Raw genomic sequence first — 12,674 nt, 5'->3', positions numbered from 1 at the left:
AGAAAAGCCGCAATAACCTGTCCAAGGCCCCCAGTTCCTGGTCCAGCCCACGGCGGTCGGCTGGGTGGACCTCGGTCGCGCGGCGGCCTGGGACGCGTGCGCAGGTGGGGTGGGGCTCTGGTGAACGCTCGACCTTGTGGCGGGTAGTCTCTCGCAGATCTGTTCGCCGGGGGTGGGTGAAGGGACGTGGATGAGGCGTCGTGGTGTCGCGGTGGGTGGTGCCGTGCTGGTGTTGGTGCTCGCGGGCTGCTCTGACTCCGGGAGTACCGGCAAGCCGCCGGAGTCGGCTCCGTCGGCTACGTCCACGGTGACCGTGCCAACGGGTCCGCCTGCCGCGGCCGCCGCGGCGCTAGGACCGACAGGCCCTGGTACGGCGAAGCCCTGCCGGGGAATCGCGATCCCGGTCGGCACGGATCCGCAGACGGTGATCGACCCCTCCCCCGAGGGCAGCGTGTTCTGCTTCGCCAAGGGTGTGCATCGGATCAGTAAGGCGATCCGGCCGCGGACCGGTGACACGTTGGGTGGCGGCGCGGGCGTCGTACTCACGGGATCCGTGCGGCTGAGCGGGTGGACGCGGGCCGGAGATGCGTGGGTGGTGCGTGGGGTGCTGCCGGCGGCGTACCCGCTCAAGGGGCAATGTGAGGACAACAAGGCCAAGCCGTGTCAGCTCGGGGAGCAGGTGTTCGTCGACGGCAAGCATCTGACCCGCGTGATGAGCCTGAATCAGCTGACGCCGGGCACGTTCTTCGGGGACTACGAGGCGAACGCCGTGTACGTCGGGGACGACCCGGACGGCCGTGAGGTCGAGCTATCGCGCACGCAGACCGCGATCGAGAAGTCGGCGGACGACGTCACGGTGACCGGGCTGACCATCGAGCACTTCGCGAGCCGGCCGCAGGGTGGTGCGTTGCAGGTCGGTCGCGGGTGGAAGGTGAGCGCGAACGAGCTCCGCTGGAACCACGCGGTCGGGATCATGGTGATCGAGGGCGACGGCGCCGAGGTGAGCCGGAACACGGTCGCGGACAACGGGCAGCTCGGGATCGGGCAGTACAGGTCGGCCGGCGTACGCATCACCGCGAACCTGGTCACCCGGAACAACACCGACGGGTTCTGGATCGCGGACTGGGAGTCCGGCGGGATCAAGTCGACCCGGTCGTCGGGCGAGGTGTCGGGCAACGACATCGTGGCGAACCGCGGGATCGGGATGTGGAGCGACATCGCGGAGTACGACCGGCGGATCACCGGGAACCGGATCCGGGACAACGCGGCCGACGGGATCCGTTACGAGATCAGCTACCAGGCGGTGATCGACCAGAACGTGGTCGAGAACAACGGCTTCGGCACCGGCCGGGGCTCCGGCGGAACCCTGTGGGACGGCGGCGGCATCAACGTCAACACCTCGTCGGACGTGCAGGTCCGCGGCAACCTGGTCAAGGCCAACCGCAACGGCATCTCGCTGCAGTCCCGCACGCGGGGCGACGGCCCGCGCGGCACCTACGTCCTGTCCAACGTCCTCATCGAAGGCAACCTGGTCGTCCTGAGCGCCACCGCCACCACCGGCGTCGTCGAGAACAAAGGCTCCCCCACCAAACCCGGCGCCGTCACCTTCCGCCGCAACAGCTACCAGCTCGCGGGGACGCCGGACCGCTTCGCCTACCGCGGTAAAACCATGACCTGGGACCAATGGCAGCAATCAGGCTTCGACCAGGACTCAGTAAGCAGTTAGAGCTCTGGATCGGTGGCGTATTCGGTCGGCATCGCAGACGGCCGCGGCTACCAGTAGGTGCAGGGTCATGGAGCTGAGGTCGGAGAGGCCGCTTTCGTTGAGCGAGGCGACCGTGACGTAGCCGAGCAGGAGGGCCCCGCAGGCGCGGATGTACGGCGTCGGCGCGCGGAGGACCGAGATCCAGGCCAGGACCAGCGCCAGCCCGACGATGAGGACGGCGAGCAGGCCGGTCTCCCAGTAGAGGCCGAGCCAGCTGTTGTCGATCGCCATCACGTCGATGTCGCCCTCGCCGCGGCGCAGCAGCACCCGTTTGTTGCCGAGCCCGTGGCCGATGATCGCGGTCTGGATGGACACCTTCTCGTCCAGCACCGCCTGCCAGCTCGTGGTCCGCCCGCTCAGCGAACTGATCTGCTGCGTCCCCTGCCCACGCAACAACCAGGTGTGCAACGACCCGATGGTCAGGAACGCGATCCCGAGCAGCCCAGGCACTGCCAGACTGGCGATCCGGCCGGCCCAGGTCTTGCGGGTGATGACCAGCGCGATCACCAGCCCGAAGGCGACCGCCGCCGCCGACGTCCGGGTCCGGCTCGCCGCGATCAGTACGCCGCCCAGCCCGATCAACGCACCCGCCGGGAGCAGCGAGAGCTTCCGGCAGAGCAACCCGATCAGCGCCAGCCCGAGCAGGATCGCGCCGACCTCACCCACCCGCGGCGGCAGCATCGGGATGATCACGCCCTGCAGGCGGTACCCGGTGCCGAATGATCGCAACGGCCGCCAGGCCTGCGACGGCGCGTACGCGAGACTCAGCACGACCGTTGCCGCCAGCAACAGATGGGCCCACAGATGCGCCCGGATCAGCCGCTCCGGGACCTGCACCAGCGGCCGCCAGAGCAGGAACACCAGCACCAGCCCGATCAGGAACCGCGCCAGCCGCGTCAACGGCCCGAGTGGCTCCGCCAGCAGGAACGCGGTGGCGCAGGCGAACAGCACGTACATCACGTACATGCTGCCGGCCGGATTGACCCGGGTCCGGAAACCCGGCTTGGTCGCGGCCAGCGCGATCAGGAAGATGGCCCCCAGCAACAACCCCTTCATCACGCTGTTCGTCGAGCCCGTCGTACCCTGCGGCGCGGCGACCCGCGACGACCACGGCTGGACGCCGAGGACGAACAGGCACCACAGCATCAGCCAGAACCAGGCCGGTTTCTCGATCTGCCCCGCGACCGTCCCCGGCACCGGTGGCGCCAGCCCGGTGCCACCGCGGTACGTCGTCGTGGATCGCATCGTCAGCGCATCGGCGCGACAGCCGAGTCGAGTGGCTTGTAGTTCAGCGGGATCCCCAGCGTCTCGTCATGCGACGAGGCTCCGATCAGTACGACGCCCAGCACCGGAGCACCCGCGAACTGCAGAGCACCGGTGAGCCGCGCGACATCCATCTCCTTGTCGAGGCCGACCTGCACCACGAGCACCGACGCGTCGACGGCGGCCGCCAGCGGCGTGATCCCGTGCCGCCCGACCGACGCCGGTCCGTGGATCACCACGGAGTACCCAGGCGGCAGGTCCGCCACGATGCCCGGCACCAGCGACGGGCCAACGGCCTCCGCCGTCTCCTCGTGGTTCAACCCGGGCGGCAGCACATACAGGTCCGCGACCGTCCCCGGCCGGAACAGCTTCCGCGCCCGGATCGCCCGCGTCGCCGCCGGCTCCATCACCAGGTCGGTCAGCCCCTCGTGCCCGGTCAGATGCGGCAGCACCGGCGGACCCTCGATGTCCGCCAGGACCAGCAGGGTCTCGCGACCGTCGCGAGCGTTCGCCTCGGCCATCGCCAGCGCGATACCCGCCGAGTTCGGCGTGGGCGAGGCCGAGACCACCAGCAACGCGCCCGGGCCGCCACCGGCGAAGGCCCGCGGGTTCAGCTCCCGGCGAGCCAGCGCCCCGCTCGCCTCCGCGCCCAGAGCCGTGATCTCGTACTGCGGTAGTTCGGGAGCGGCCCGGTGCCAGAACCGGCGGCGGTGCCCCTCGGAAGCCGCGATGACCGGCGAGCTCGCGGCGCGCGCCGCCTGATCACGGGTCAGGATGTACGGCGTCAGATGCGACCGGAGCAGTGCGAGTCCGAAGCCCAGCACCAGGCCGAGGATGCCGCCGACGAGGATGTCGCGGGCAACCATCGGCGACGAGCTCGCGGTATCCGTGGTGGCCGGGGTGACGAGCTCGCTGCCGGCGCCCACGGCGTTCAACGCCTTGAGCATCGCCGCCGCGTCGTCCGCCGCCTGGCGGGCCTCGGTGGTCAATCCGACCTGCTGGTCCCGCAGTGCGGCGGCGGTCTGGTTGTCCCCGCGCTGGACCGCCTCGTCGATCCGGGTGGTCAGGCTGCGCGACTGCTGGGTTGCGGTCTTCGATCGGTCCCCCGCCTGCCCGGCCACGTTGGTCAGCAGTGCCTTGGCCTCGTCGTTGCGCTGCTTGAGGTAGATGGTCGAGATCGCATTGGCCCGCTCGACCGCCTTCGCCGCGGTCGGGCCGTCGGTGGTGACCAGGTAGGCGTTGTCGGTGACCGCCTTCACCCGAGTCACCGCGGCCAGGCTCTGGAGGGTCTGGTCGTTGTCCGGCATCCCCAGCGACTTCACCACGGCGCGCAGCAGCGTCGGGCTGGCCATCACCCGCGCCTGGGTCTCGGCCGGCAGGTCCATGCCGAGCGGACCGGTCTTGTCCGAGCTGGTCGACAGCTTCCCGACCAAGGCCGGCGGCACGGCCGGACCGATCACCAGCTGGCTCGAGGCTGTCCATCGCTCCGTCTGGGAGAGCGCGAACACGGAGGCGCCGACCAATCCGAGCAGGATGCAGCCCATGATCAGCCACTTCTGCCGTAGCAGTGACTGGGCGGTCTCCCGCCAGACCACTGTGCCCGGTTCCATCCGATACCTCACTCCCTCGCGCCAGCGCCCCAGGATATAGGCACACCGGGGCGGTGTACTCATCGACGTCCTCGCTTCGCTCCGGGCGCCGATGAGACACCAGAGTGGCTGCGCCGGATGGTGAACTCGCTTCGCTCGTTCACGGCATCTCGTGCTGTGCCCTACTCTCTTCCTCAGAGTTCTCGGGGGCAGGTGAGAACTATGTAGGGCGTCGTGGGTGGCGCCCGTGTGTCCGAGGGGGGACATCGCAGGATGAAGAAGAGATGGACGTTCGCGCGTCTGGGGGTCGTGGGCGCTCTGATCGCCGGGGCACTGGTCTTCGTGCTCGCGCCGCCGGCGCAGAGCACCGAGGCCTCGCTCGCGGCGACCGCCGGTCCGAGCTGGCAGACCAACGGCAGCGTGCAGGGCATCGCGGTCGCGGCCGGGAAGGCGTACGCCGGCGGCCGGTTCACCAGCGTCCGCCCGCCGGGTGCGGCGGCCGGGACCGGCGAGGTCGGCCAGGCGTACCTGGCCGCCTTCGACGCCTCCACGGGGGCGCTGGTCAGCTCGTTCAACCCGGTCCTGAACGGTCAGGTCTACGCGGTGGCCGCCACCGCGGACGGCTCGCGGATCTTCGTCGGCGGTGACTTCACCACCGTGAACGGCCAGACCCGGAACCGGATCGCCGCCTTCGATACCGCCACCGGCGCTCTGGTCGCGAACTGGAAGCCCTCGGTGTCCTTCCGGGTGAAGTCGATCGCCGTCTCCGGTACGACGGTCTACTTCGGCGGCTCGTTCGGGCTGGTGAACGGCCTGGACCGGCTCCGGCTCGCGGCCGTCACCGCGGATGTCGGCACCCTGTTGCCCTGGGCACCCGCGGTGAACGGCGACGTGTACGCCGTGGATGTCGCCGACGACGCCTCCAAGGTGTACGCCGGTGGCCAGTTCAGTGCCGTCAACGGCACCAACCAGAACACCGTGACCAGCCTCGACCCGGCGACCGGCGGCGTACTGCCGTTCCCGGGCGCGTCCGCCGTCCCGCCGCCGAACGGCTCCTGCACCACGCGGGTGAAGTCGATCGACGCGAGCGGCGACACCGTGTACTTCGGCAACGGCGGTGACGGCGGCGGCTGCTTCGACGGCACCTGGGCGGTCGACATCGCGACGAACACGCTGAAGTGGAAGAACCAGTGCCTGGGCGCCACCGAGGCGGTCAAGGTCGTCAACGGCTGGCTCTACAAGGGCTCGCACGCCCACGACTGCGCCAACCAGGGTGCGGGCGGCTTCCCGCAGGGCTTCGACTACCGCTTCCTGCTGAGCGAGAAGCTGACCGACGGGTCACTCGGTCCGTGGTTCCCGAACACAGACGCCGACCCGAACAGCGTCACGAACGTCGGCCCGCTGGCCTTCGCGACCGGTGGCAACGACCTGTGGGTCGGCGGCGACTTCCTGCACGTGAACGACGTGGCCCAGCAGGGCCTGACCCACTTCACGAACGCGGCCCCGGGTGCGGCTCCGGCCAAGCCGGCCAAGCTGCTCCCCTACAGCGTCCAGCCGGGCGTGGTGCAGATCAACTTCCCGACCGTGCTCGACAACGACGACAGCACGCTGACCTACCGGCTGCTCAAGGGCTTCAGCAACACCACGATCGCGACCTGGACGGCCGCCTCGAAGCCCTGGGACCGGCCCTGGCTGCACTTCACCGATTCCACCTCAGCTCCGGGTGAGGTGACGAACTACCGGGTCGAGGTGACCGACGGCAGTACGACGGTCCGCGGCAACTACTCCGACCCGATCACGGTCGCCACCACGGCGTCGACGGCGTACGACCAGATCCTCAACGCGGACGGCCCGCAGGCGTACTGGCGCCTCGGTGAAGCGGCCGGTACGACGACCTCCGTCGACGCCTCGGGTCAGAGCAACAACGGCACCTTCACCGGCGTCACGCTGGGCACTGCGGGCGCCGTCGCCGGCAACACGGCCATGACGATCAGCTCGACCTCGGGCCGGATGGTCGGCGAGAAGGCGTACAGCATGCCGCAGCAGTTCACGGTCGAGGCGTGGGTCAAGCAGAGCGGCGTCAACCGTGGCGGCCGGATCATCGGCTTCGGCAACTCGAAGACCGGGAACAGCGGCGGTGGCGGCGACCGGATGCTCTACATGCGCACCAACGGCTCGATCGTCTTCGGCGTGAACGACGGCACCCAGCGCACCCTGACCAGCATCTCGGGCACGAACGACGGGCTGTGGCATCACGTCGTCGGCAGCTACGACAACGGCGCGATGAAGCTGTACGTCGACGGCGCGCTGGCCGGCAGTGCCCTGGTCGGACCGGCGTCGGTGTACTACGGCTGGTGGCGCGTCGGGTACGACAACACCAACACCTGGCCGGGTGGCGGAGCGACGCAGACCGGAATGGGAATCGACGAGGCCGCGGTCTATCCCTACGCGCTCACTCCGGCGCAAGTGCAGTCTCACTACTCGGCCCGCTGACCGGGTCCGACCGGGAGTTCTGCCACAAAGTCATAACGCGAGGAGGAGGTCCGCTTCCGGTGGACCTCCTCCAGCGCTAATGTCCGCCTCTGGTGCGTGATGAGGCACGTGCTGTTCCACCCCCGCCTGTCCGAAGGACATAAATGAAGAAGTTAGTGCTGGCCCTTGTCACCGGCGCGGCTGTACTGGCCGCGGCGCTGATCCCCTCCGGACCTCCGGTGGAGGCGGCGACTCCGGGCTTCGCCTCGGCTGTCTCGGCGATCAAGCAGACCTCGTGGCAGACGAACAACAGCGTGAACGCGATCGCGATCTCCGGGAACACCGTGTTCGCCGGTGGTCTGTTCACCCGGATCCGGCAACCAGGTAAGCCGGCCGGCCAGGGGGAGGCCGTCCGCAGCTACGTCGCCGCGTTCAACCGCACCACCGGCGCACCAACCTCGTTCGCGCCGGTCCTGAACGGCCCGGTCTACAGCATCGCCACCAGTCCGGACGGCAACTGGGTGGTGATCGGCGGTGACTTCACCACCGTCAACGGCGTCAAGCGGAGCAAGATCGCGATGTTCTCGGTCGTCACCGGCAAGATGGTGTCGGCCTGGGACCCGGTCGTCGCGGCCCGCGTCAAGGCGCTGGCGATCTACGGCAACAGCGTGTTCATCGGCGGCGCGTTCACCAAGATCGACGGCGCGGTCCGCAACCGGCTCGGCGCGGTCCGGCTGATCCAGGGCGACCTGCTGCCGTGGAACCCGAACGCCAACAGCGACGTGTACGCGATCGACGTGTCCGACAACGGCACCCGCGTCTTCGTCGGTGGTCCGTTCAGCACGATCAACGGCGCGGACCACTATTCGCTGGCGATGCTGAACAACACCACCGGTGCGGCCTTCGCTTTCCCGGCCGCGGCGGCGATCCCGAAGCCGACGGCCACCTGCACGACGCGGGTGAAGGACATCGACACCCTCGGCGACAACGTCTATGTCTCGAACGGCGGTGACGGCGGCGGCTGCTACGACGGCGTCCTGGCCGCGCAGGTCTCGACCGGCAAGCTGCTGTGGCAGAACAAGTGCCTGGGCGCGACCGAGGCGATCAAGGCGATCGGCAGCTGGCTCTACAAGGGCTCGCACGCGCATGACTGCTCGTCGTCGCCCAACGGTTTCGGCAACGGCACCGGGACGCACTATCTGCTGGTCGAGAGCGCCATCAACGGCAACCTCGGCCCCTGGTTCCCGAACACCGATGCGAACCAGAGCAGCACCACCCAGGTCGGTCCGCTGGCGATGGCCGGTACTGCCACGGACCTGTGGGTCGGCGGCGACTTCCTGCACGTGAACGGAAAGGTCCAGCAGGGCCTGACCCGGTTCACGAACGCGCCGGGTGGCGCGGCTCCCGCCGTACCGAAGGCGCCGATGCTGACAGCGACGTCGTCCGGCCGCGTGTACGTGAAGTACTCCGACGTGTACGACGTGGACAACATCACGCTGACCTACAACGTGTTCCGCGGATCGACCAACGTCGGTTCGAGCAAGTACAGCACGTACTACTGGCAGCTGCGGAAGTCCTACACCGTGACCGACCGAGGGCTGCAGCGCGGGTCGACGTACACGTACCACATCGAGGTCCACGACGGGCGCAACATCATGAAGAGCCCGTCGGTGACCGTGAAGATTCCGTAGGAACGGTCCCGGACGAAGGGGTCTGCCTTTTCGGGCAGACCCCTTTGTCGTAGGCAACCGGGCGGGGGCTGCCGGACGTCTAGGGGGTAAGGGGATGGGGGGAACATGGGGAGAAGACTGTTTGCTGCGCTCGGCGCCGCCGGCCTCGTGCTCGGCCTGGCGCCGGCACAACCCGCGGTCAGCACCGGGGCCGGCCTGACCGCGGTCGCCGGATCGGTCTGGCAGACCGATGCCAGCGTGCTCGGCCTGGCCGTTGCCAAGGGCAAGGCGTACGTCGGTGGCCGGTTCCTGAAGGTCCGTCCGCCGGGAGCGGCGGCCGGGACCGACCAGACCAGCCGGACCTATCTGGCCGCGTTCAACCAGAGCACCGGTGCCCTCGACACCGGCTTCGATCACGTGCTGAACGGGATCGTCTGGGCGATCGTCGCGTCCGCGGACGGGTCCCGGGTGTACGTCGGCGGCGACTTCACCCGCGTCGACGGCCAGGTCCGGAACCGGATCGCGGCCTTCGACACCGCGACCGGCGCACTGGTCGCGAGCATCAAGCCGAGCGTGTCGTACCGGGTGAAGGCGCTCGCGATCGGCGGGACCAGCCTGTACTTCGGCGGCTCGTTCGGACTCGTCAACGGCGTGGCGAGGAACCGGGCGGCCGCGATCAGCACCGTCAACGGCAGTCTGCTGCCGTGGAACCCGAACGCCGACAACGACGTGTACGCGATCGACGCTGCCGACGACAACTCGAAGGTCTACCTGGGCGGGACCTTCGCGAAGGTCGGCGGGACGAGCCGGTGGGCCGTTGCGAGCGTGAACAACTCGACCGGTGCGCTGCTGCCGTTCGCCGCGGCCTCCGCCGTACCCCTGCCGACCAGTGGGTGCACGTCCCGGGTCAAGGACATCGAGACGTCCGGGAACCGGGTGTACTTCTCCAACGCCGGCGACGGCGGCGGGTGCTTCGACGGGACCTGGGCGGCGGATGTGGCCACCGGCAACTTGGTCTGGAAGAACACCTGCCTCGGCGCGACCGAGGCGCTCACCGTGGTGAACGGCTGGCTGTTCAAGGGCTCGCATGCGCACAGCTGCCCGGGAGCGTTCAGTGACGGCACGGGCGCGCACTTCCTGCTGCTGCAGAACCCGGCCAACGGATCCCTCGGGCCGTGGTTCCCGAACACGAACGCCGGGCCGCCGACCGAGGTCGGCCCGCTCGTCTCGGCGACCGGTGGCAGCGATCTCTGGGTCGGCGGCGACTTCACCAAGGTCAACGGCGTGGGCCAGCAGGGTCTGACCCGCTTCACCAACCTCGGCCCCGGCGCCGCGCCGCTCGGCCCGGTCCTGCCGACGCTGTCCAGTACGACGGCCGGCCAGGTGAAGGCCACTGTCCAGACCTCGTTGGACAACGACGACATCACCCTCACCTACCGCTTGCTGCGCGGTGCGAGCAACACGGTCGTCGCCACCACGACGGCCAACTCCACCTTCTGGAGCCGGCCGAACATCACCCTCACCGACACCACAGCCCCGTCCGGCACCTCGCAGATGTACCGCATCGAGGTCTACGACGGCCACAACGCAGTCCGCGGCGGCTACTCCACCATCACGGTTCACTAAACCCGTTACGTCCGAAGAAGTGTGGCCTCTAGCCCTCACTTCTTCGGACGTAACGCGTCAGGGGGTCGCGCGTCAGGGGGTCGCGCGGCGGTGGGCTGTGATGGCTCGGTGGGCCTGGAACCACCAGAGGAGGAGCGTGGTGAAGGAGGCGGTGGCCAGGCCCCAGGCGGCGCCCTTCGCGCCCCAGAGGAAGGCGCCTCCGACGCCGCAGGTGATCAGGATGACCGAGGAGATCAGGCGGACCCGGAGGCCGCGCGTGGCTGCGGTGAGGGCGCGGAGGATGGCGAAGGCGCCGGCGTTGGAGGCGCCCAGGGCCTGCAAGAGAATGACCGGGATGAGGACCTCGTGGGCCTGGTTCCAGACGCCCGGGCCGAGGAGCTCACGACCCACGAATGGGGGCAGCAGCAGGAAGATGGCGCCCCAGGCCAGTGCGCCCGCACCGACGCCGAAGGAGATCGCCAGGCCGACCAGCCACAGGCGGCGGTAGGAGTGGCGGAGGGCACGGGCGGCTTCGGGGACGGAGATCATCCGGATCCCCTGGTTGAGGACATTCACCGGGCCGAGCAGCACCTGAGCACCGCGGATGCCGGCCGTGGCCGCCAGCCCCGCGGCCGCGGTGATGCCGAGCATGTAGACCTGGATCGTGCCGGACACCGCGAGCATCTCCCCCACGTACTTCGGGCTGAGATCCCAGTTCCGCCGTACCCACTCGCGGATCAGCTGGCGCCGCGGTGAGACGCCGGCCTGGAACCGCCCGGCTATCGCCGCGATCATCGCGCCCAATCCCCACGCGAAGGTCAGCGAGGGTGCCGACGCCGTGTCGGTGAGATAGAGCCCGCCGAAGATCGCCAGCATCGCCAGCAGCCAGATCAGGTCGTTGACGAGGGCCTTCTGGCCCTCACCCACCACGAAGAACGCCCACCGCCACGCGTCCTGCAGCAACAGCCCCGGCATGGTCACCGCGAACGCGATCAGCACCCCTTTCGACGGAACGCCGGGGAACGCCGCGATCGCCAGCGTGACGAGCATCGCCAGGAATCCGGCCAGCAGCGCAGTCGCCGTACTGGCTCGCACCGCCCGTTCCCAGTCGGGCGTCCGCGCACCGGAGTGGCGGACGGCCAGCGGCTCGGTCGAGACCGCGCGGGACACATTGAGAGCGATCGTGTAACCGCCGAAGGCCAGCGCGTAGACACCGAAGTCGGCGACCGTGCTGGACCGCGCGACCACTACTCCGACGGCGAGATTGCTCAGGCTGGACAGCGCCTGGTCGGCCAAACCCCAACTCGCGCGACCGGCCGGTCCGGCCAGCCGACGTAGCTTCGGCCGCCGGAACTTCACCGCCTCACTCTAGGCCGTGTCTGATGGTCCCGCGCCGTAGCGAGCAGGTGCTCGGTGCGGTGCATCGGCGTGCTGGAGCGAAGGTCTCGATGCGGAGCATCGTGGCCTTTGCGCCAGTGCGGCGAGGTGCCGTGCCGAGTGCCGCGCAGTAGGCGGGGGATCATCAGACACGGCCCAGCGGGCGCGGAGGGCGCCGGAGGATGCCCAGGCCGAAACGCGGGATGCCGAGGAAATACCGGCGCCAGAGGCGCTTGGGCTCCTTGTAGAGGCGGTAGCTCCACTCCAGGCCGGATCGCTGCATCCACAGCGGCGCGCGGTCGAGGCGGCCGGTGTGGAAGTCGAAGGCGGCGCCGACGCCGATCAGGATCGACGCGTTCAGCCGATCCCGGTGGTCGGCCATCCAGCGCTCCTGCTTGGGTGCACCGAGTCCGACCCACACGATGTCCGGGCGGGCCGCGTTCATCCGCGCCACCACCTCGGCGTCCTCGGTCTCGGTGAGCGGCCGGTACGGCGGGCATTCGGCGCCGACGACCTTCAACGCGGGGTGGCGCTCCTGGAAGGTGTCGCCCAGTTCCTCGGCCACGCCCTCCGCGCCGCCGTAGAAGTACTGCGTCCAGCCGCGATCGGCCGCCTCCGCCATCACCCGCTCGAGCAGATCGGGTCCAGCGACCCGGTCCATTCGCTCGAAGCCGGCCTTCCTACCGGCCCACACCAAGGGCATGCCGTCCGGCACCGTCAGGCCGGCCGTGTTGTACACCTCGGTCAGCCGCTCGTCGGCACGGGCGTGCAGCAGCGCGTTCATGTCGGTCACGCAGACCAGCTGCCGCTCGTCGCCGTCGATCCAGCGCACGAACGTCCCGATCGTGTGGTCCAGATTGGTCACGCTGACATGGATGCCGAGGACATCGACACGATCCGCGGCGGCCAGCTCCGTGTGTATATCGGTCATCC

General features: G+C 69.3%; 8 protein-coding genes. 4 read left to right on the top strand and 4 right to left on the bottom strand.

What is annotated here, in order from left to right; genetic code table 11:
• Window positions 1-190: 190 nt before the first annotated feature.
• Window positions 191-1,726, top strand: coding sequence for a right-handed parallel beta-helix repeat-containing protein (locus OG558_RS28470; protein WP_405065740.1), 1,536 nt, complete (start codon window positions 191-193; stop codon window positions 1,724-1,726).
• On the opposite strand, the gene OG558_RS28465 is transcribed toward OG558_RS28470, so the two are convergent.
• Both OG558_RS28465 and OG558_RS28460 read right to left on the bottom strand, forming a co-directional pair.
• Window positions 1,712-3,010, bottom strand: coding sequence for an O-antigen ligase family protein (locus OG558_RS28465; RefSeq protein WP_405065739.1), 1,299 nt, complete (start codon window positions 3,008-3,010; stop codon window positions 1,712-1,714). The genes OG558_RS28470 and OG558_RS28465 overlap by 15 nt on opposite strands.
• 2 nt (window positions 3,011-3,012) lie before the next feature.
• Window positions 3,013-4,638, bottom strand: coding sequence for a Wzz/FepE/Etk N-terminal domain-containing protein (locus OG558_RS28460; protein WP_405065738.1), 1,626 nt, complete (start codon window positions 4,636-4,638; stop codon window positions 3,013-3,015).
• Window positions 4,639-4,890: 252 nt separating this feature from the next.
• Between OG558_RS28460 and OG558_RS28455 the strand changes: the two genes are divergently transcribed.
• From OG558_RS28455 to OG558_RS28445, 3 genes are all read left to right on the top strand, one after another.
• Entirely contained in the window at window positions 4,891-7,110 is a 2,220-nt protein-coding gene (locus OG558_RS28455) for a LamG-like jellyroll fold domain-containing protein (protein WP_405065737.1), read from the top strand.
• A 143-nt stretch (window positions 7,111-7,253) separates the two neighbouring features.
• On the top strand, window positions 7,254-8,780 hold the full coding sequence (locus OG558_RS28450) for a fibronectin type III domain-containing protein (RefSeq protein WP_329475667.1): 1,527 nt from the start codon (window positions 7,254-7,256) through the stop codon (window positions 8,778-8,780).
• 105 nt (window positions 8,781-8,885) lie between these two features.
• Window positions 8,886-10,385: a fibronectin type III domain-containing protein gene (locus OG558_RS28445; protein ID WP_405065736.1), complete on the top strand. Its 1,500-nt coding sequence runs from the start codon at window positions 8,886-8,888 to the stop codon at window positions 10,383-10,385.
• A 72-nt stretch (window positions 10,386-10,457) separates the two neighbouring features.
• Here the strand turns inward: OG558_RS28445 and OG558_RS28440 are convergent, their stop codons facing one another.
• Entirely contained in the window at window positions 10,458-11,723 is a 1,266-nt protein-coding gene (locus OG558_RS28440) for a hypothetical protein (RefSeq protein ID WP_405065735.1), read from the bottom strand.
• Window positions 11,724-11,886: 163 nt separating this feature from the next.
• Window positions 11,887-12,672: a WecB/TagA/CpsF family glycosyltransferase gene (locus OG558_RS28435; protein WP_405065734.1), complete on the bottom strand. Its 786-nt coding sequence runs from the start codon at window positions 12,670-12,672 to the stop codon at window positions 11,887-11,889.
• Window positions 12,673-12,674 lie beyond the last annotated feature (2 nt).

This window comes from Kribbella sp. NBC_01510, assembly GCF_045040325.1.
GTDB lineage: Bacteria > Actinomycetota > Actinomycetes > Propionibacteriales > Kribbellaceae > Kribbella.
Note: the sequence above shows the minus strand (reverse complement) of the source record. Positions and strands in the feature narration are given on the sequence as shown.

What these genes read in the sequence shown, in the direction of transcription:
- OG558_RS28445 (WP_405065736.1), top strand. Translation starts at nt 8,886, where the DNA reads ATGGGGAGAAGACTGTTTGCTGCGCTCGGCGCCGCCGGCCTCGTGCTC.
- OG558_RS28460 (WP_405065738.1), bottom strand. Translation starts at nt 4,638, where the DNA reads ATGGAACCGGGCACAGTGGTCTGGCGGGAGACCGCCCAGTCACTGCTA.
- OG558_RS28470 (WP_405065740.1), top strand. Translation starts at nt 191, where the DNA reads ATGAGGCGTCGTGGTGTCGCGGTGGGTGGTGCCGTGCTGGTGTTGGTG.
- OG558_RS28455 (WP_405065737.1), top strand. Translation starts at nt 4,891, where the DNA reads ATGAAGAAGAGATGGACGTTCGCGCGTCTGGGGGTCGTGGGCGCTCTG.
- OG558_RS28435 (WP_405065734.1), bottom strand. Translation starts at nt 12,672, where the DNA reads ATGACCGATATACACACGGAGCTGGCCGCCGCGGATCGTGTCGATGTC.
- OG558_RS28465 (WP_405065739.1), bottom strand. Translation starts at nt 3,010, where the DNA reads ATGCGATCCACGACGACGTACCGCGGTGGCACCGGGCTGGCGCCACCG.
- OG558_RS28450 (WP_329475667.1), top strand. Translation starts at nt 7,254, where the DNA reads ATGAAGAAGTTAGTGCTGGCCCTTGTCACCGGCGCGGCTGTACTGGCC.